Annotated in this window: 18 protein-coding genes; 15 read left to right on the top strand and 3 right to left on the bottom strand. The window is 38.6% G+C overall.

The genetic code is table 11. The features are described 5' to 3' along the window. The first annotated feature begins 316 nt into the window (after nt 1-316). The 10 genes from B9Y89_RS17035 to B9Y89_RS16990 all read left to right on the top strand — a co-directional run bounded on the left by B9Y89_RS17035 (nt 317) and on the right by B9Y89_RS16990 (nt 10,921). Nucleotides 317-1,174, top strand: a complete 858-nt coding sequence (locus tag B9Y89_RS17035; protein ID WP_085524384.1) for a VanW family protein — start codon at nt 317-319, stop codon at nt 1,172-1,174. A gap of 289 nt (nt 1,175-1,463) precedes the next feature. Continuing rightward, nucleotides 1,464-2,489: a Bug family tripartite tricarboxylate transporter substrate binding protein gene (locus B9Y89_RS17030; RefSeq protein ID WP_176222272.1), complete on the top strand. Its 1,026-nt coding sequence runs from the start codon at nt 1,464-1,466 to the stop codon at nt 2,487-2,489. Nucleotides 2,490-2,537: 48 nt separating this feature from the next. Beyond that, nucleotides 2,538-2,975 (top strand): tripartite tricarboxylate transporter TctB family protein, encoded by a 438-nt coding sequence (locus B9Y89_RS17025; RefSeq protein WP_085524382.1) that lies wholly within the window; start codon nt 2,538-2,540, stop codon nt 2,973-2,975. Between the two features lie 12 nt (nt 2,976-2,987). Continuing rightward, nucleotides 2,988-4,475 (top strand): tripartite tricarboxylate transporter permease, encoded by a 1,488-nt coding sequence (locus B9Y89_RS17020; protein WP_085524381.1) that lies wholly within the window; start codon nt 2,988-2,990, stop codon nt 4,473-4,475. A gap of 22 nt (nt 4,476-4,497) precedes the next feature. Continuing rightward, nucleotides 4,498-5,154, top strand: a complete 657-nt coding sequence (locus tag B9Y89_RS17015) for a GntR family transcriptional regulator (protein ID WP_085524380.1) — start codon at nt 4,498-4,500, stop codon at nt 5,152-5,154. A gap of 16 nt (nt 5,155-5,170) precedes the next feature. Next, nucleotides 5,171-6,511 (top strand): MmgE/PrpD family protein, encoded by a 1,341-nt coding sequence (locus B9Y89_RS17010; RefSeq protein ID WP_085524379.1) that lies wholly within the window; start codon nt 5,171-5,173, stop codon nt 6,509-6,511. A gap of 67 nt (nt 6,512-6,578) precedes the next feature. Then, nucleotides 6,579-7,985 (top strand): SLC13 family permease, encoded by a 1,407-nt coding sequence (locus B9Y89_RS17005; RefSeq protein ID WP_085524378.1) that lies wholly within the window; start codon nt 6,579-6,581, stop codon nt 7,983-7,985. A gap of 369 nt (nt 7,986-8,354) precedes the next feature. Then, complete coding sequence (locus B9Y89_RS17000) at nt 8,355-9,371, top strand: DUF3231 family protein (protein WP_085524377.1); 1,017 nt, start codon at nt 8,355-8,357, stop codon at nt 9,369-9,371. 217 nt (nt 9,372-9,588) lie between these two features. Continuing rightward, complete coding sequence (locus tag B9Y89_RS16995) at nt 9,589-10,089, top strand: DUF2243 domain-containing protein (protein ID WP_085524376.1); 501 nt, start codon at nt 9,589-9,591, stop codon at nt 10,087-10,089. 10 nt (nt 10,090-10,099) lie between these two features. Beyond that, a complete protein-coding gene (locus B9Y89_RS16990; RefSeq protein ID WP_441351508.1) occupies nt 10,100-10,921 on the top strand; it encodes a cytochrome c oxidase assembly protein in 822 nt (273 codons plus the stop codon). Between the two features lie 53 nt (nt 10,922-10,974). On the opposite strand, the gene B9Y89_RS16985 is transcribed toward B9Y89_RS16990, so the two are convergent. From B9Y89_RS16985 to B9Y89_RS16975, 3 genes are all read right to left on the bottom strand, one after another. Then, the gene (locus tag B9Y89_RS16985; protein WP_085524374.1) at nt 10,975-11,127 is read right to left on the bottom strand and encodes a Fur-regulated basic protein FbpA; all 153 of its coding nucleotides are present in this window, start codon (nt 11,125-11,127) and stop codon (nt 10,975-10,977) included. Between the two features lie 242 nt (nt 11,128-11,369). Next, a complete protein-coding gene (locus B9Y89_RS16980) occupies nt 11,370-11,954 on the bottom strand; it encodes a hypothetical protein (RefSeq protein ID WP_085524373.1) in 585 nt (194 codons plus the stop codon). 425 nt (nt 11,955-12,379) lie between these two features. Continuing rightward, nucleotides 12,380-13,702, bottom strand: coding sequence for an MFS transporter (locus tag B9Y89_RS16975; protein WP_085524372.1), 1,323 nt, complete (start codon nt 13,700-13,702; stop codon nt 12,380-12,382). Nucleotides 13,703-14,048: 346 nt separating this feature from the next. Between B9Y89_RS16975 and B9Y89_RS16970 the strand changes: the two genes are divergently transcribed. The 5 genes from B9Y89_RS16970 (at nt 14,049) to B9Y89_RS16950 (ending at nt 19,527) form a co-directional block, all read left to right on the top strand. Next, entirely contained in the window at nt 14,049-14,966 is a 918-nt protein-coding gene (locus tag B9Y89_RS16970; RefSeq protein WP_085524371.1) for an aldo/keto reductase, read from the top strand. A gap of 384 nt (nt 14,967-15,350) precedes the next feature. After that, complete coding sequence (locus tag B9Y89_RS16965) at nt 15,351-17,405, top strand: BglG family transcription antiterminator (protein WP_085524370.1); 2,055 nt, start codon at nt 15,351-15,353, stop codon at nt 17,403-17,405. Nucleotides 17,406-17,445: 40 nt separating this feature from the next. Beyond that, nucleotides 17,446-17,937 carry a PTS sugar transporter subunit IIA gene (locus B9Y89_RS16960; protein WP_085524369.1) on the top strand — a complete coding sequence of 164 codons (492 nt, stop codon included), beginning with the start codon at nt 17,446-17,448 and terminating at the stop codon, nt 17,935-17,937. Further along, complete coding sequence (locus tag B9Y89_RS16955; protein WP_085524368.1) at nt 17,934-18,218, top strand: PTS sugar transporter subunit IIB; 285 nt, start codon at nt 17,934-17,936, stop codon at nt 18,216-18,218. Before B9Y89_RS16960 ends, B9Y89_RS16955 begins: the two co-directional genes overlap by 4 nt. A 46-nt stretch (nt 18,219-18,264) precedes the next feature. Beyond that, nucleotides 18,265-19,527, top strand: a complete 1,263-nt coding sequence (locus B9Y89_RS16950; protein WP_085524367.1) for a galactitol-specific PTS transporter subunit IIC — start codon at nt 18,265-18,267, stop codon at nt 19,525-19,527. Nucleotides 19,528-19,540: the final 13 nt, after the last annotated feature.

The following is a 19,540-nucleotide window of genomic DNA, read 5'->3' as shown; positions in this document are numbered from 1 at the left end:
AATGTCAATAAATGTTCTGATTATTTCAATTTTATTAAAAATGGTTCTAAGGGCATAGTACCAGCCTAGGCTTATTTAACTGCGTGACATGACAGCGATGTACTGGTCATAGGTCTTATTTAGAATTTATGTGCTACAAGTTATGCGTAACTTCTGTGAGCAAATGTTCAATTTGATTCAAAATAGTACGGATTTTGTCCGAGATATGAGACCTCCCTGATGTGAGTAACTACACTCACTGGGGAGGTCTTTTTTGATGGTGGGTTGTGCATGAATTTATGGCAGCGATTCATACTACTGGGAGAGGTGATATGTCATGACATCCATGTTCTTATCTTTACTTTTATTTTTTATCCCCCCACAAGAACAAACAACGGATGATCTTTCCCTTACATATGAAGGGGAGACGATTGCGACAGTCAGCAAAACCGATTTTACAATTCCCTTACTTGATGAAACGTTTGTGGATCAACATAGATTAAAGGCATTTATGGATGAATTAAATCACAAACTGGCTCAACCCCCGGTCAATGCAACCATCAATAAAGATGGGAACATTGTCCAAGGGAAACCTGGTTTCAAAGTGGATCAGGCCCAATTAAGCGAGACATTCTATAATTATTTTTATGGCCATCGTTCAGTCAAGACTACGGTGCCTACCCGTCCTGTATATCCAAAGGTTGATGCCGAACTGCTTGCGGATATTAGAACCAAACAAATTGGCGACTACCAGACTTATTTTAAAAAGAGTAAAAGAGCACGGACAAACAATATTTCGCTTGCGACAGAAGCAATTAATAATCACGTCGTATTCCCGCAAGAGACATTCTCTTTTAATCAAGTCGTTGGAAAGCGATCCAAAGAAAAAGGATATATGCGTGCCCCTGTAATTGTGAAAGGTGAATTATCTGAAGATATCGGAGGCGGCATCTGCCAAGTATCGTCTACCCTGTATAACGCCGTCGATGATGCGGGGCTTCAAATTGTTGAACGCTATTCTCACAGCAGAGAAGTCCCTTATGTCCCCGAAGGAAGAGATGCTACTGTTAGCTGGTATGGCCCGGATTTCACGTTCAAAAACAAATATAACCAACCCATCTTAATTCGTGCTAAATCAGTTAACGGTAAAATGATTGTCCAGCTCTATTCTTCAGACCGTTTGAGGCGTTCGTAATAGAAGTCACCGATTTATTACTTGAAAATGTTATTTTTAAAAGTGAGTGATGAAAATTAAATATTAAAACATGGGGACGGTTTAGTTAACCGTCCTTTAATGATTTACAGAGGAATATTGCATACAACTTCATTTGGTTGCTATGATTTTATCTTAATGTTTTTTAAATGAAAAGCCTGATTTAAAGCCATTATTTAATTTTTTTATAATTATATTATTTTTTAATATTGAAATGATAAACAAAATGGTATACAATCTTAATCAACTTAAAAAAAGGGGAGAGAAAAAAATGAGTGAATGTAAACGCTTCACAAAGACGTTATTTATTGTTCTTATTCTTGTAATCGCTTCCGCGTGCTCGGCAACAAGTGAAGGAGCAAGCGGAAACAATAAAACTAGCGGCAATGATGGGGGGGAGTCTGAATATCCAACCAAAGATATAAAAATTATCGTTCATACGAGTCCTGGTGGACCAACAGACACAATGACTCGTAAGTTAGCTAAAGCTGCAGAACCTATTTTAGGACAAGACATAGTTATAGAAAATAAACCAGGTGGAAGTGGAGCAGCGCAGATGGCAGCTCTTAAATCCGCTGATTCAGAAGGTTACACACTGGCATCAATTACACCGACCCATATAGGTGCATGGAATAATACATTGAAAGAACAATTTGGCCCTGAAGACTTTTCGTTTGTCACTCGTGTCCAAATTGACCCTTATGTGCTTGTTGTAAATGCAGATAGTGAATTTAAAACTCTCCAGGACCTAGTAGATTACATGAAGGAAAATCCAGGTGAAACTAAGGTTGGCGGTTATGGTGCAGTCGGTTCTGGTCACAATGTTGCTTATAATATTTTTGCAGAAGCAGCCGGTGTTGAAGGAGAATGGGTTAACTATGAAAGTACAGGTGATGCGGTAACAGCATTGTTGGGTAATCATATTGACGTTGCAAATTCAAACCCTGGAAAAGTTAGTCAATATGTTGATTCCGGTAAGCTAAGAGTATTAGGGGTTCTTGGAAATAAAAGATTAGAATCTATGCCTGACGTACCAACTTATAAGGAAGCTGGTGTACCGGTAAAAGTAGAGTGGTCGCAATTCCGGGGAATTTATACCAATAAGGATGTTCCTAAGGAAGTTTTAAATACATTAAGTAAGGCTTTTAAGAAAGCGATGCATACTGAAAGCTTTGAAAAGTATATGAAAGATGCTCAAAAGGAATATGGGGATATGGACTATAAAGCATTCTCCCAGTTTATTGATAAGCAAATGGATGTTAATCAAGAGTGGCTTGAAAAACTTGGTATAGAGTAACTTTTTGGGGGCTTGGGATAAGCTCCCCCTAAGTAAGGGGGCTAAAAGATGCGAATGAAGACAGCTGAAATCGCAAGTGGTATTGCCTTTATTATTCTGGGTGTCATTTTCTTATTTCAGGCCATTCATTTGCCTGCACCTTTAAATGATAAAGAGATAGGACCTGGAGCATTTCCTAAAATGATGGCCGTTTTAGTTATCGTATTTTCAATTCTCCTCATTTTAAGGGCCATATTGAAGTCATCAAAAGTAAGTACAGTCATTATTAAAAGATTTAAAAACATTGTTATTTCTATGGGGATCATGATTATATTTGGTTTAACGATTCCACATCTAGGTATATATCTATCTAGTGCTATATATTTTCCGGTTATGCTCTTACTAGCGGGTCAAACGAATTGGAAAAGTCTTATTGGTGTGACATTGTTATTTGAGCTCTTTGCCTTTGTCATTTTTGATTCATTATTAAAAGTCCCCTTACCGTAGGAGGTGGCGTCATTGATAGAAAATTTATTAACAGGATTCTCTGAAGTTTTCCATCTATATCACTTTGCTGGACTTCTATTGGGCATAGTTATAGGATACTTTATTGGTTCTATGCCGGGATTAACGCCAAGTATAGGTATTGCCCTTTTAATACCGTTTACTTTTACAATGGAACCGGTTATGGCCATGATAGTCGTCTCATCATTATATATGGCTGCAGAATATGGTGGGGGGATAACAGCGATATTATTGAATGCTCCTGGTACTCCAGCAGCTGCAGCTACAGCTTTTGATGGTTATCCACTTACAAAAAAGGGGCAAGCCGGTAAAGCTTTGACGATTTCTATTGTGTCCTCTGCCATAGGTGCCTTAATGAGTTCAATATTATTAATTTTCACAGCAGTACCAATGGCAGAATTTGCACTGCACTTTGGACCTACTGAATACTTTGCACTTGCTATTTTTGGATTGAGTTTAGTTGGGTCATTAAGTCAGGAGTCAATGGTTAAGGGGATATTAAGTTTATTGTTAGGATTATTAATTGTAACCATTGGACTTGATCCTGTGATGGGGACTCCAAGGTTTGTATTTACAAATGCATTATTTGATGGTATACCATTTCTGCCTGCATTGATTGGATTATTTGCTCTTTCCGAAGTGTTCTACATGCTAGAGGATGTTCATAATAAGACAGCAAAACTTGAAAAACTTAAAGGGATAGGAATACCGAAGACACTAGTAAAAAAAATATGGAAGACATTGTTACGAGCGCCTATTCTCGGGTATTTTATAGGAGTTGTCCCCGGGGCGGGCACAACAATTGCTTCTTTAGTCAGTTACAATGAAGCAAAACGAGTTTCTAAAGAAAAAGAGTCTTTTGGTAAAGGAAATCCAGAAGGCATTGCAGCGTCGGAGGGTGCTAATAATGCTGCTGTCTCAGGAGCATTTGCACCAATGTTGGCACTTGGCATTCCTGGGTCGGCCAGTGCTGCTATTATTATTGGAGCTCTGACGGTACAAGGTGTGAAGCCTGGTCCGATGTTATTTACAGATAATCCTGATATTCCTTATTCAATTTTTGCTACACTTCTTGTTTCTATTCCAATTATGTTGGTTTTAGGATTAGGCGGAGCACGGTTATGGGCAAAAGTGGTTCTTATTCCAAAAAGCATACTAGCAATTTTTGTTTCGGGTATTTGTGTTCTGGGGGCTTATGCCTACAGTAATTCAATGTTTCCAGTTTGGGTGATGATTATATTTGGTATCTTTGGATATGGATTACGTAAAGTTAATATTCCAACAACCCCAATGGTATTGTCACTCGTTTTAGGCTATATGATGGAAACAAATTTTCGCAGGGCAGTGACGGTTAGTAATGGGGATCTTTCATTCTTCCTATCACGTCCAATGACTCTTATATTGTTACTGTTATCAATCATCACCTTAATAGTTCCAATTGTACAAAACATAAGGAGCCATAAAAAGAAAAACTTACAATAATTCACTCGACAAGGGGATAAATATGAAAGAGGAGAAGGACATCAAAACGGATAGGGTTTTTCAGTATATTTATGACGGTATTAAAAGCGGAGAATTTCCCTCCGGCCAGATGCTAACAGAAAGAGAAATCGTTAAGAAATTAGAAGTGAGCCGCACACCGGTTCGAGAAGCATTGCGACGCCTTGAGAAATTTGGACTAGTAAACTCTGAACCGCATAAAGGGGTAAGAGTGATTTCCATGTCAAAAGAGAGGATAAGCAATCTTTACCAGGTTCGTGAATTGCTTGAGGGTCTTGGAGCCAAGTTAATTTCAAAGAACAAAAATGAGAAGGCAATTGAAAGACTAAGGGAAATAATGGAGAAGGCAGAGCAAGCTGTTAAAGAAGGGGATATAGACAAGTTATCAAATATCAACAGTCAATTTCATATGGAAATCGCTAAATCATCCGAAAATTATTATTTGGAAAATATTATGCACACATTGCAGTCAAACATCAATCTTCTTATGGCGACTTCACTGTCATCAGAAAATAGACCCATTCAAAATTTGAAAGAACACCATATGATTATTGATGCCATTGAAAGTTGGGATCCTGAATTGGCGGAAGCAGTCACTAAATCTCATGTTAGAAAGGCTTATAATACAGCATTAAACAAAATAGATAAATTAAATTCATAAATAAGGGGAGAAGACGATGACAACCCAAACGTTAGTCAATAATATATTAAAGACGTCTTATGCTGATATTCCAAGAAATGTCCTAGAACATGCGAAAAAAAGCATTTTAAATTGGATCGGAGTTTCTATAGGGGCAGCTTATGAACCATCTGTGGATATGGTTCTGGATTTAAAAAAAGATTTGAATTCAAGTGAACAAGTTTCAGTTTTTGGAAGGTCTGAGAAAGTAGATATGTTGTTAGCCACTCTAACAAACGGGATGGCCTCACATATTTTTGATTTTGATGATACCCATTTAGACACGATTCACCATCCCAGTGGTCCTGTAGCTCCAGTTGTTTTTGCACTGTCTGAGTGGTATGAACTAGACACAACTGAAGCGCTTAAAGCATTTGTAGTTGGGTGTGAGGTGGAATTGAGGATTAGTAATGCGGTATATCCTAGTCATTATGATTTGGGATGGCACATTACAAGTACTGCAGGTGTGTTCGGAGCGGCAACAGCTGCAGGTCTACTTTTAAAACTAGATGAAGGGCAAATGCTGCAGGCATTAGGCATTGCTGGAACCCAATCCAGCGGTCTAAGGGAAATGTTTGGAACAATGACCAAGCCATTTCATCCTGGAAAAGCAGCACAAAATGGACTTTTAGCCGCCATGTTGGCAAAAAAAGGGTTTACGAGTTCAGAACAAGTATTAGAAGCCAAAAGAGGATTTGCTTCAGTATTATCCCCTGATTATGATTTGAATAGGGTTAATGAAAACTGGGGTTCACAATGGGAGTTACTTAAGAATGCTTTTAAACCTTACGCTTGTGGCATTGTCTTACATCCTTCCATTGATGCATGTATTCAATTGAGAGATTATGCTGAACCCGAAGATGTAAAGGAAATTCAAGTCACTGTCAATCCTTACGTTCTTGAATTAACCGGTAAAAAAGAACCACAGACAGGTTTGGAAGCTAAATTTAGTATTTACCATTCTGGGACAGTAGGGTTCCTCGAAAGAAGTGCAGGTGAAATACAATACAAAGATGAAAAGGTTTTAGATCCAGCTATTGTTGCTTTTCGTTCAAAAATTAAACCTTTCGTGAATAAGGACCTGAAAGAGGATGAAGCGATTGGAAAGATCATTTTAAATAATGGTAATGAGTATACCGTGAAGATTGAACACGCTACAGGTAGTATTGAAAATCCAATGACAAAGAGTCAATTAGTTAATAAATTTAATACTTTAGCTGAGCCGATTATTGGGGCAGACAAAGTTGTGGACATTATAGATAAAATTGACCATTTTGAAAGCCTATCAACCGTTAATGAAATTATTAGTTTGTGTACAGGCGAGAATGTTTTAGCGTAAATACTTACGATTAAAAACCTTGGGTTTCCAAGGTTTTTAATGTTTGAAGTAGGTGAATGGGAGAGTCATGAGTAGACACAGAATTAAAGTGATATTTATTTATATATCTTTTTTATTTATATTGCTATCCTTGTTTGTACCCCCTTCTCCTGGAATGGAACAAACAGGTTGGAGATGTCTTGCCATTGTTTTTTTTGCAATGACTTTATGGTTTACGGAACTCCTACATGCAGCTATTACGAGTCTAATAGTTATTGGAGTGTTTCCTCTATTTAAGGTACTAACCTTTGAAGAAGCCGCTTCTGGCCTTGGAAATGAAATTATCTGGCTCATTATTTCGATGTTAATTATGGGGGCAGCTGTTAAAGAGACTCATTTAGATCAACGGTTAGCATTATTTATGCTGTCGATTGCCAATGGCAAGATAAAATTAATTCTTTTAAATTTCATCATTCTGGCATTTCTCCTTACGTTTATTATTCCGAACGCAATGGGACGTTTAACCGTATTATTACCAATTGCCTTAAGTTTTATTCATGCTTTTGAAAATAAGTTGAGTGGTAATTTTTCGAAATCAATGATTTTTATTGTCACTTTCGTTCCGTATATTTGTACAATAAGTCTAATAACGGGATCAGGTGGATCTATTTATGCGGTAAGTCTATTTGACTCCATGCTGGGTTTCCAATGGGGTTATGTCCATTGGCTTATAGTAATGATGCCAATTACTTTAACTGTGTTGTTTCTATTTTGGTTGTTGCTTCTATGGTTATTTCCCGTTAAAGTGATTCGTTTAAAGCACGTGGATTTGTATATTTTAGAAGAAAGAAATCAATTGGGTCCCATTTCTGCTTCGGAAAAAAAGTTGATGGGGTTATATTTACTATTATTAGGATTATGGGTGACAAAGGAATGGCATCACATGTCCATTTCATTGTCAGCTGTATTAGTCGTTATTTTCCTATTTGTTCCTGGGTTCGATATACTTAAATGGAATAAAGTAAGAAAGGAAATCAACTGGGGTGTTCCTTTATTGTTCGCTGCTGGATTTACCATAGCCCATGCATTGGATGAGAGCGGTGTTGTCCAATGGATGACAGTATTAATTAAAGATTACTTGCAAAATTTCAGTGGTGTAACATTGCCGCTTATTATGATGCTTCTTTTTGTCTCTATTCGATTATGTTTTACGAATTTTACAGCTATGGTGGCTTCCTTAATGCCAGTTGCATTGACGTTTGCAGTTGGAAGCTCCTTTAATTCTGTATGGTTAGGGATGGTTTGCGTTGTTGCTAGTAGCACGAGTTATTTATTTCCCTCACAATCAGCTGGTAACATGACCACTTTCACAACGGGATATTATACAAGCCGTGACATGTTTGTTATTGGGTCATTTTTAACAATTATCATTATTCTTGTCACCCTGGTTTTAGCTTTCATTTATTGGCCTATGGTCGGTGTGAATATTTATTAAAAGATTCCAGGAAATTTAGTGCTTGGATCCTCCTTTCTGTTAACAATACCGATTTTTTAAATTTTGCATCAGTAAATACAACATCTCCATACATATTGCACACCGTTATTGACCATAATAAACGGAAAAAGGAGAACTGGTTGTGCGGAAATATTTAGTAGGGATATTACTAGCTGCGATTTTTATATGGTTGAGTCGCAGGAGCAACAAATATACTTATTGGTCCTATTATATAAGAAGACATGTTCATTTGTGGATTCGAAATCTCAAACAAGATAGATCTTCTTCTAGCCAGGACGGTTAAAAGAAATGGCTCGTGCCAGTCAATTATGAATTTGAAAAAAGTATGGTAAAGGGAGATATTGCGTTATGAGAGAAGATCAATCATCAAATCAGTTACATGGTAACCCGTTAACATCAGCAGAAATGGGGAAGCTTTGGGCATCCTACACGGGTAATACGCTAGGTAGATGTGTCATCAGTTACTATCTGAAACACGTGGATGATGCGGATATTAAAAAGGTATTGAAATATGCTTTGGATTTAAGTGAATCATTTATCCGTGATATCAAAGCGATTTTCGTTAAAGAAAATTTTCCTATACCAGTTGGGTTAACGGATGAAGATGTCGATCAAGATGCTCCTCGACTCTTTTACGATGAGTTTTATCTTTATTATCTACAATATGTTGGCAAAGCTGGGATTAGCATCTACAGTGCTGCGATTCCAATAGTGACAAGAAAGGATGTAAGGGATTTTTTTGTTGAAAGTCTGAGGGATACTGTCAAATTAATGACTGAGGTCAATGATGTTTTAAAATCTAAAGGGATTTTAACGAATGCACAACCTATGCCGAGTCCAGAAAAAGTTGACTTTGTGAAACGACAAGATTTCCTGAGCGGTTTTCTTGGAGATGTTCGGCCACTTCATGGATTGGAAGTGGCTCATCTTTTCGATAACATTAATAACGATATCACAAGTAAAGCGCTCATTGTTGGTTTTAGGCAGGGAGCAAGACATGAGAAAGTAAAAAAGTACTTGGAGCGGGGCGAGAATATTAATAAGAAGCATATCGAAATGCTTTCAGATAAGTTGAACAAAGATCATTCTCCTGCACCAACCATTTTAGATCATTTGGTGACCCCATCGACCACGCCGCCATTTTCGGACAAACTCATGGTTTTTCATAAGATTGATATGTTCTCAATGAAAATAAGGGAATATGCCAATGGAGCCTCACTCAATGGGAGACGAGATATTGGTGCCTTATATGCACGATGTTTATTGGATGTTTCGTTATATGTTGAAGATGGGGCTAATATCATGATTGACCACGGATGGATGGAACAACCGCCGGAGTTAATCAATCGCGATCAATTGTCTTGATGTGGAATCGCAAATGCATGGGATCATATAAATAGGGGCAATATTGAATATCATTGAAGTCCATAGCTGCTTAAATATAGCAGCTTTTTTTATTAAAAAACACGAAGCCGGTTTTAGCTTTGAATCCATCCGGCTAAACTAGTGAGAGCTGGGTTAATGTTCCTGTTAACACGGATATACGGAGATTTATAGCAAAGGAGATCAAAAGCGATAAAAAATGGAAACGAAGAAGATGCATTCAAATTTTAATAATGAATTTACCTACTCAAGTCGAAATTTATGGTACGGATTTTTATTCGGAATCGGTCTAGCGGCTTTCATAGATGAAACCGTTTTTCATCAGTTGTTGCATTGGCATCATTTCTATGACAAATCCACAACCGATGTTGGGTTGATTTCAGATGGTTTGTTTCATGCTTTTAGTTGGTTTGCGACCATTGCGGGATTATTCCTGTTCGCCGACCTTCGGCGTCGACATGCATTGTGGCTTATGAAGTGGTGGGGAGGCGTATTGCTTGGGGCAGGCGGATTCCAATTATACGATGGGATCGTCCAACATAAACTCATGCGGATTCATCAAATTCGTTATGTAGACAATGTGTTTATCTACGACTTGATATGGAACATCCTTGCTGTGCTCATGATCATCCTCGGATTCACGCTTGTTATTCGTATGCAACATATACATCGAAGAGAGACTGATTCACATGGACAATAGTAATTATTATATCAATGGGACTGACTTACATCAGGGAGCTGGGATGATACCTCAGTTAGTCTTAGCATTACCGTTTGTATTGGCATTAATCATGTATATCTTTGCTGCGATCCATTCCAGCCGGCGTTATAAGTCTTGGCCGCTCTATCGTACTGTCTGCTGGACCTTGGGCGTCCTCTCCGCGCTTGTGTCAGTTGCTGGTCCTTTAGCCAATCGCGCCCACATGGATTTCCCTGTGCACATGATTGGTCACTTGCTATTGGGGATGCTGGCGCCGCTGCTTATGGCATTGGCAGCACCGATGACGCTTGTCCTACGGACGCTAAGCACTCCTCGAGCACGGCGTCTTTCACGTATTCTAAGGAGTTGGCCGTCGCGCTTGTATACCCATCCCATTGTTGCCACCATTCTTAATATTGGAGGGCTTTGGTTACTGTATACCACCGAGCTGTACTCGCTGATGCACGAGCATCCTCTTATCCATATCATGGTTCATGTCCATGTATTTGTTGCCGGGTATCTATTCACAGTATCAATGGTTTATATTGATCCAATGCCCCACCGATATTCTTTTTTCTATCGCTCCATCGTATTGATCCTTGCCTTAGCCGGGCACGGCATTCTATCAAAAGTCATCTACAGTCACCCGCCAGCCGGCATACTCTCGGACCAGGCAGAACTTGGAGGGAAAATCATGTACTATGGTGGAGATGTCATTGACATGGGTATTATTTTCATTCTTTGCTTGCAATGGTTCAGATCGACCCGGCCGCGAATTAGGCCTAGCCATGGACCGGTTAAGGTACAATCAAAAATGAATCGATATCAATGAGATCAAAAGGGCTCCAAAGCGGAGCCCTTTAACTTTATATGGAAAGCAATCACTTACATTGCGTAGTTAAAACATGTGATTCTTAATTCACCTAAGGTCAATCTATAGAGATGCAAACCGCGAACTTTGTAAATGCCCGCGTTCAGTAGTCGATCAATGTAATATTGTTTTTTGCTCTCCACTGCCTTGCGAAAGTCATGTGTCATTCGTGGTCGCCTCCTTTCCTTAAAGGATCGTTTGACCGCAAGTCATGGAAAGCATCTAATATTTCAAATTATCTAGGCTTTTTTCAAAACTGCTTGAAAAACCAAGACTAAAATATTGTTATAAATAATCGCAGCGGAGATCAAAACCATGGGGGTACCGATTTAATTTTTGGTTAGCAAGGCTGATTAACATAAAGGGATGAGAAAAGGCAGGTATGATGGATGGCACTTAACTCCTTCACTCAATGGTTACCTTCTTGAGTTCTTCCGTTCATATTCATGAATTTGCTGAAAAGTTTTGTCATCCAAAAAGATATGTAGACAATAGCTACATCAATAAGGAATAAGTAGAAGAAGTTCATACCTTTATGGATATTCAATAGTCCAACGACATCAGAAAGGCCACCAGCTCTATATGAGAAGATAAGCGATGCGATGATCGTATATATGTAGAAGTTTTTATCCCTGTTGGTGCAATATTGATATAACAACATGAACGTCACCGGAAATACAACGGCTGTTATTGTAATGCCAAATGGAAGGAGATAGGTCAGGGTATGTGGGTGAACAAGGTAATTATGTTGAGATAGCATAGTATCCACATTTGCCCATATCATATGTACTGTATAGCCAAAGAAGCAAATTTCGAATAGTCTTTTCTTGTCGACGGCGATATATAGTAAAATGAAGGGGATTAACACGCTCGCCACATTAACCCAAAAATACCATGTATCAATGTTGGAATAGCTGCTCCAATAATTAGAAATCAAATGGTCGAGTTTTTCTTTTTCTACGTAAATTTTATGATAAAGTTGTTGTTCATTCATTATACTAACACCTCTGAAAAACTTATTTCTTTATTTTTAACGGGTCATATCGTTTTTATTCAAATAACGGTGATTCGGCTAGCCCCCTTTTCATTCAGCCTAAAACGGTATACAAAGAACAAATGAGAATGAAAAAGCAGGGTACCGACATCTTGGCCGATACCCTGCTTTTACTTTGTTTTTGTATGTCTCCTATATGGAGGATTGGACAAAACTTGTTTATGAATCCGTTCGGATGATTTGTTGAATCACTGCTTCGTCAAAATCCTTCGCTCGCGCGGGCACGGCCTCAGCTAACTTGGTCAAGAAAATCCCTTGGCCAAGTGGATCTTCGGCTCATAATGTTCCCGCAGGCGTCTACGTATGTTGACGACGCTTAGACCTTGCTTTCTATCTTATTGTTCGACTTCTGAGTATCTTGTGTTTTAGATTTGTCCCAGCTTCTTGTTATCTGTCTTCTCGGTATTAATACGTTGCTTCGCGGTTTCAGGCATAATGACAATAGCGATGATTGCTACGATCGCTGTAAACATTAAGAAGAAAGCCGGCATTAATGGACTTCCATTTAATGACTTCAACGAGGTAATAATAAAAGGTGCACCGCCTCCAAAAATCGCTGTCGATACATTGTAAGAAAAAGCATAGGCACTATTTCGAACACGATTCGGAAATAACGGTGGAAGCGCAGAAGGGTGCGCTCCAACAAAGAGTGAAACCAGTATCCCTAAGGATAAGAAGCCAACGATCGGACCGGCCGGTGACCCACTAGAAACAAAGGATATGATAGATATGGCCGTAAGCATCGTTAACACAGTTGCAGACATCATAAATAGTTTTCTTCCGAATCGATCACTAAGCATACCAACAATTGGGATGAGAAGCATCATAAATATCATACCAACCATGGTCACTGTCAAAGATTCACCTGCGGATAACCCAATTTCCGTTTCAAAATAAGAAGGAAGATAAGTTAACAGTGTATAATAAGCTCCATTTGCAAATGAAACACAGCAAAAGGCGATGAGAAGTGGCTTTCGCGCCGTTTGGAACATTTCCCGAAGAGGTGTTTGTGACAGCGCATGATTATCCCTCATTTGAGTATAAACAGGTGTGTCATCTAACTTTGTCCTAAGGTACATCCCAGTCAATGCTAAAGGTAAGGAGCAAATAAAGGGAATCCGCCATCCCCATGCTGACATGTCATCAGGGTTAAGGAAAAAAGTGAGACATGCAACAAATCCGGCCCCTATGGTGTATCCAAGTAAAACACCTGACTCAAGGAAACTAGTGAATAGGCCACGGCGGCGATGGGGTGCGGATTCATTCATAAAAACGGTCGCCCCTCCGTATTCCCCGCCCGCGGCTAGACCTTGTAACATTCTCATCAGAATCAGCAGGAATGTCGCAGTTAACCCAATCGATCCATAAGTCGGAATGATACCAATTGCGGCTGTTGAGGCCGACATCAAGACAATCGTTATCGTCAATATTTTCTTTCGACCCAATCGGTCTCCAATCGATCCAAAAATCATGCCCCCCAGTGGTCTCAAAAAGAATGAAAGGGCAAATACCGCAAAGGCATATAAAAAAGTTGCCGTGTTACTGCTTTGCGGGAAAAATTGAGCGCCGATGATCCCCGCAGTATAACTATAGACGCCATATTCGTACCATTCGACCAAATTCCCCATTGCAGTCGCAATTGTTGCTTTCTTCATACTAGCATCTGTAGATTCATCTGCTGTCGCCATACAATCCCCCAATGAAGTTTTTTAATACATTCATTTCGAATGAGATAGCACTCATTCCAAGCTTGTTTCCATGTTCCACAAGCCTTCGAGTCCCTCTCCAATATATTCATATTTTGGAGAAACAATTGTCAAACTAATACATATACTACTACTTATATAAAACTTTATGGTAGTATAAAATAAATAAGATAAATTGGCAAAGAGAAATTGACCAGTTATCGGAATAGTAAAATATAACGATGAATCTGACCTTCAGTTAAGTCAAGTAACCATTTTTATGCGGAGATTCAACGATCCATAACAAAGTGTTAAAATGTCATCATCATACAAAGAGAGGTGTTGTCTCTTGAAAAAAATCAAATTAGGAAATAGTGACTTAGAAGTGGGCGAAATAGCCTTAGGTTGTATGCGTATGAATAAGCTGTCCAAAAAAGAAGCTGCAAACGTGATTGAAAAAGCCGTGGATGTTGGGGTTGATTTTTTTGATCATGCCGATATCTATGGGGGTGGCAAGTCGGAAGAAGTGTTTGCTGACGCGATTGACATGAATCCATCCGTTCGGGAAAAGATGACCCTTCAGACAAAGTGCGGTATTCGCGATGGTTTCTTTGACTTTTCCAGAGAACATATTCTTGAATCGGTTGATGGTAGCCTTAAGCGGCTAAACACCGACTATATTGATGTTCTGTTGCTTCATCGTCCGGATGCCTTAGTTGAACCAGAGGAAGTTGCCGAAGCATTCTCTGAGTTAAAGAAAAGCGGGAAGGTTCGATACTTTGGCGTGAGTAATCATAATCCGATGCAGATTGAATTATTAAAAAAATATCTTGAAGAAGACTTGATCGTGAATCAGCTGCAACTTAGTGTCATGCATACGCCGATGATTGATGCCGGCTTAAATGTGAACATGCGGCATGATCCAGCAACAGTCCGAGACACCAGCGTTCTCGATTACAGCCGCTTGAACAATATGACTATCCAAGCGTGGTCGCCGTTCCAATACGGAATGATTCAGGGTCCATTTGTCGGCAATGAGCAATTTCCGGAAGTCAATGCGAAACTACAAGAACTTGCTGAAAGCAAAGGCGTTACTGATTCTGCGATGGCGATAGCATGGATTCTACGCCACCCCGCCAACATCCAGCCCGTTGTTGGTACGATGAATCCCCAACGTTTAACTGACGTAGCAAAAGCCTCTGATATTGAATTAACAAGGCAAGAATGGTATGATATCTATCTTTCGGCAGGCAACGAGTTGCCATAATACATTACTTAAGTGAATCAATTTCATAATTGCTTATATTCATACTAGATCCGAGCAACCCAAAGGTCTATTGTATTAAAGTTTGTCAATTCAGCACGTTAACATCGTTGATTTTGAAAGCGATTCAAGTATCTTAGATTTTTGGACAAATGGTTTTAAGTAGGAAAAGACATCTTTAAAAAGGTGTCTTTTTTTTATGGAAATTTTTTATTTAACTTATTCGTATGGCAAAACAGCTCCTATTACCTATATAATTTGTTCATCATCTTTGTTTTTTGATGTCAATCACTATAATGTACATTAACTGTTCATTCATTTGGGATGAAAACGTATTCAAAACATAGGTGTTAGGTAATACAATAAGAATTGAAAGGGGGTTCATGGTTGTCACTTAATGATCGAAGTAAGAGAGTTTTGGATGAGCTCATGAGTAATCCAAGTATAACTAGCATGGCTTTGGAGAAGAAATATAACCTCACTCGGAGACAGCTTGGTTACAGTTTCAATAAAATCAATGAATGGCTGATGACACATAACCTTCCAGTCATGGAGAGAACGAGAAAAGGTCACTTTATCATTGATCAATCAGTCTTTACGAAACTGAATGGGAAAGAAGAAAGTCTACCTGTAGACACAACTGTTATTTCAGAGCATCAACGAGTTTATCTTATTATATTGAAACTCTTAAGTAGTCAAGAAGAGCTCTCACTTAATCATTTTACTGCAGAATTAGATGTTAGCAAAAATACCATTCTCAGTGACTTAAAACAAGTACAAACCCATTTACAAGATTATGATTTAATCATCCGGTATTCAAGAAAATCTGGTTATCTCCTAGAAGGTAACGAGTTTCAGATTAGAAAATTGCTTATTAATGTAGCCTATTATTTACTACAAATGCACAGTGGGAAAATCAGAGTTGAAGAAATAGCCAATATCCGAATTGGAGAAATTGATGAATTCGAGAAACGTATTAAAAATGTTGAGAATAAATTAAATTTAACGTTCACTGATGAAAAATTGGAAACAATGCCTTATATTCTTATTTTAATCTTAAGAAGAATAGCGGAAGGTCATGAAATCAATCATTTTTCCATCCAATATGAGGAATTATCGAACACGAAAGAGTATCAGGCAACAGAGGAAATCCTATACGACTTTAGAGACATTCCAGTTGCTGAACGTTTATTTATAACATTACACCTTCTGACGACGAATGTGCATTCATCAGAATTCTTAACAGAAGATACGATCCCGAATTTACATTCAGCTATCGATCATATGTTACGCCTTTTTGAAAAAAGTGCTTGTATCTATTTGCAGGATCGCGAACAGTTACTAGACAAACTCCTGCAGCATATCAAGCCTGCTTATTACCGTATTAAGTATCAGCTTACAGAAACCATTGATATTCAGAATTCCTTAAGTAACGAATTCATGGAATTACATCATCTTGTTAAAAGATCTACAGGTCCGGTGGCGGATTTAATCGGAAGTGATATCCCTGAAAACGAAACGACTTATATCACGATGTTGATTGGCGGATGGATGACAAGACAAGGCGATAGCATCGAGAAAAAGGTGAAAGCTATTGTTGTATGTCCACAAGGCGTGTCGGTTTCAAAACTCATGTTTAATGAACTCAGCGAATTGTTTCCTGAATTTATATTTTTGGATTCGTTATCTGTACGTGAATTCTTAGATTACAGTTTAGATTACGATATTGTTTTCTCACCGAATTTTTTGGAAACGGAGAAAAAGTTATTTATTTCTAAAGCATTTCTTGGACGTGAAGAGAAATATCGATTGCGAAAACAGGTCATGTTGGAATTACATGGATATATTCTAAATGATATTAAGATAGACCATTTAATGGATATTATAAGGAACCATGCCATGATCGAAAATGAAGGAGCCTTAACTGAAGAACTACAAGCATATGTTTATCGGGATGATGAATCATCCGTAAAGCAAAAAGCTGTAAGCAAGGACATGAATTTAAATGATTTGATTCATCCGCCGTTTATGACCTTAAGAAATTCCGTGAAATCCTGGGAAGAAGCCATCCGGGTGACCGCTGAGCCCTTAATTCAGAGCGGAACCATTCATCCGGAGTACGTGGAAGCCATGATCCATCATACGGAGGAAGATTCATATATTGTCATCGGTCCACATATGGCTATCCCGCATGCAGCCCCTGAAGACGGTGTTAATCAAGTTGGGATGAGCTTATTAAAGTTGGAAGAGGGTGTTCAGTTTACAACGGATTATAGGATTAACTTGATCATAGTGATTGCTGCCGTAGATAAGAAGCAGCATATCCATGCACTCATGCAACTGATGAAACTCGCTGGATCGGATAGAGATCGAAAGCGTGTCATTAACGCTGAATCCGTTGAGGAAATCTATGAAATGATTCAATTATATTCCACAAATTGAACAAACTGCGATTAAGAACATAGTTAAAGAGGTGTAGAAAATGAGTGGATTATATTTTGATGAGTCTGTCATTCTGCTAGATATAGAATGTACCACAAAAGAAGACGTTTTAACCAAAATGGGTCGTAACCTAGTGGATAAAGATCTTGTGAAAGACAGTTTTATTCATGCCATTATCTCAAGAGAAGAAGAATTTCCAACAGGACTTCCAACAGCAGGGGTTTCTATAGCGATACCACATACCGATGTAGAACACGTCAACAGAAAGGCAATCAGTATGGGTGTTCTAAAAAATACTGTTGATTTTGGTGTCATGGGTGATGACAGTGGGACGGCACCTGTGAAATTGGTATTTATGCTAGCGATGGATGAACCTCATTCACAGTTATCCTTATTACAAGAATTAATGCAAGTTTTCCATAATGAAGACACCTTGAAGTATTTAGTCAGTGAAAAAGATAAGACAAATATCAAACATCTGTTAGAACAAAAATTAGACTTTTTTGCACTTAAAGGAGATGCTTACAAATGAAAAAGAAACAAGTATTAGTCGCATGTGGAGCGGGTATTGCAACATCGACAGTTGTTAATGGTGCCATTGAAGAAATGGCTAAAGAACATGATCTTAAATTAGATTTAGTCCAAATTAAGATTGCTGAAGTAGGAAGCTATGTGGACACTGCGGATTTATTAGTAACGACAGCCAAAACTAAGAAGGACTATCCTTTTCCGGTTATTAATGCCCAATCATTCTTAACAGGTATCGGGACTGAAAATACGAAAAAACAAATACTTGAGGAACTACTGAAATAAGCTTTTAGGCCTACTAGCCTTAGTTTTAAATGGGGAGGAAGAGTCAATGCAATCATTTGTTGATTTCATACAAGGCTTTTTAGACTTGGGGGCAACAGTCATCCTACCAATTGCAATATTTTTGTTGGGATTATTATTTGGTCAGAAACCTGGCAAAGCATTCCGGTCGGGTATAACAATTGGTGTTGCTTTTGTTGGTATTTTCTTAGTTGTAGATTTACTTGTTAATAACCTGGGACCAGCAGCACAAGGGATGGTTGACAGATTAGGAGTAGAATTAGATGTCATCGATGTTGGGTGGCCTGCGACATCTTCTATTGCTTGGGCCACTACATCTGTTGCAGCATTTATCATTCCACTGGGATTGATTGTAAACGTTATCATGCTCATGACGAAAATGACTAAGACGATGAATGTAGATATTTGGAATTTTTGGCATTATACATTTATGGCTGCCATGATATATACAATTTCAGGGAGTATCATTCAAGGTCTCATTGCAGCAGTTGTATTTCAGATTGTCGCGCTTAAAGTGGCTGATTGGACAGCACCCATGGTTAGCGATTTCTATGAGTTACCGGGTGTCTCCATAGCAACTGGAAGTACGATTTCTTATTCACCAGGCATCTTTTTAGTCAAATTACTTCAACGAATTCCTGGAATAAAAAATTGGGATGCAGATCCTGATACGATCCAAAAGCGATTTGGTATCTTTGGTGAATCAATTTTCATCGGATTATTTTTAGGTGCCTTAATTGGTTTCCTAGCAGGATACAGTGTTGGCGAAATCATTGATATTGGTATGGCAATGGCTGCCGTTATGGTTTTGATGCCACGAATGGTTAAAATTCTGATGGAAGGATTAATGCCAATATCAGAATCAGCACGTGAATGGTTAAACAAACACTTTGGTGACAGAGATATCTATATCGGCCTCGATGCAGCAGTATTGCTAGGCCATCCAGCTGTTATTTCGACAGCACTTATCCTTGTTCCAATTACCGTTGTATTAGCTGTCATTTTACCTGGAAATGCTTTATTGCCATTCGGCGACTTGGCTACGATTCCGTTTGTTGTGGCATTTATCGTAGGGGCTGCGAGAGGTAATATCATTCATTCTGTCATTGTAGGAACCGTTATGATCGCTCTTTCGCTGTATATTGCAACAGATGTTGCCTCTGTCTTCACACAAATGGCTGAAAATGCTGAATTCGATATGCCGGAAGGATCAGCACAAGTCTCCAGTATTGATCAAGGTGGTAACTTAGTGAATTGGCTCATCTATAGATTATTTAGTTTGTTTAATTAGGTTGTCCAGGAGG

The organism is Tuberibacillus sp. Marseille-P3662 (genome assembly GCF_900178005.1).
GTDB lineage: Bacteria > Bacillota > Bacilli > Bacillales > Sporolactobacillaceae > Marseille-P3662.
This window is presented reverse-complemented; position numbering and strand designations above follow the sequence as displayed.

Bases quoted from the DNA above. Each gene is read 5' to 3' on its own strand.
- B9Y89_RS16995 (WP_085524376.1), top strand. From the start codon at position 9,589: ATGGAAACGAAGAAGATGCATTCAAATTTTAATAATGAATTTACCTAC.
- B9Y89_RS16955 (WP_085524368.1), top strand. From the start codon at position 17,934: ATGAAAAAGAAACAAGTATTAGTCGCATGTGGAGCGGGTATTGCAACA.
- B9Y89_RS16980 (WP_085524373.1), bottom strand. From the start codon at position 11,954: ATGAATGAACAACAACTTTATCATAAAATTTACGTAGAAAAAGAAAAA.
- B9Y89_RS16985 (WP_085524374.1), bottom strand. From the start codon at position 11,127: ATGACACATGACTTTCGCAAGGCAGTGGAGAGCAAAAAACAATATTAC.
- B9Y89_RS17030 (WP_176222272.1), top strand. From the start codon at position 1,464: ATGAGTGAATGTAAACGCTTCACAAAGACGTTATTTATTGTTCTTATT.
- B9Y89_RS16950 (WP_085524367.1), top strand. From the start codon at position 18,265: ATGCAATCATTTGTTGATTTCATACAAGGCTTTTTAGACTTGGGGGCA.
- B9Y89_RS16960 (WP_085524369.1), top strand. From the start codon at position 17,446: ATGAGTGGATTATATTTTGATGAGTCTGTCATTCTGCTAGATATAGAA.
- B9Y89_RS17010 (WP_085524379.1), top strand. From the start codon at position 5,171: ATGACAACCCAAACGTTAGTCAATAATATATTAAAGACGTCTTATGCT.
- B9Y89_RS16975 (WP_085524372.1), bottom strand. From the start codon at position 13,702: ATGGCGACAGCAGATGAATCTACAGATGCTAGTATGAAGAAAGCAACA.
- B9Y89_RS17035 (WP_085524384.1), top strand. From the start codon at position 317: ATGACATCCATGTTCTTATCTTTACTTTTATTTTTTATCCCCCCACAA.
- B9Y89_RS17005 (WP_085524378.1), top strand. From the start codon at position 6,579: ATGAGTAGACACAGAATTAAAGTGATATTTATTTATATATCTTTTTTA.
- B9Y89_RS17015 (WP_085524380.1), top strand. From the start codon at position 4,498: ATGAAAGAGGAGAAGGACATCAAAACGGATAGGGTTTTTCAGTATATT.
- B9Y89_RS17000 (WP_085524377.1), top strand. From the start codon at position 8,355: ATGAGAGAAGATCAATCATCAAATCAGTTACATGGTAACCCGTTAACA.
- B9Y89_RS17025 (WP_085524382.1), top strand. From the start codon at position 2,538: ATGCGAATGAAGACAGCTGAAATCGCAAGTGGTATTGCCTTTATTATT.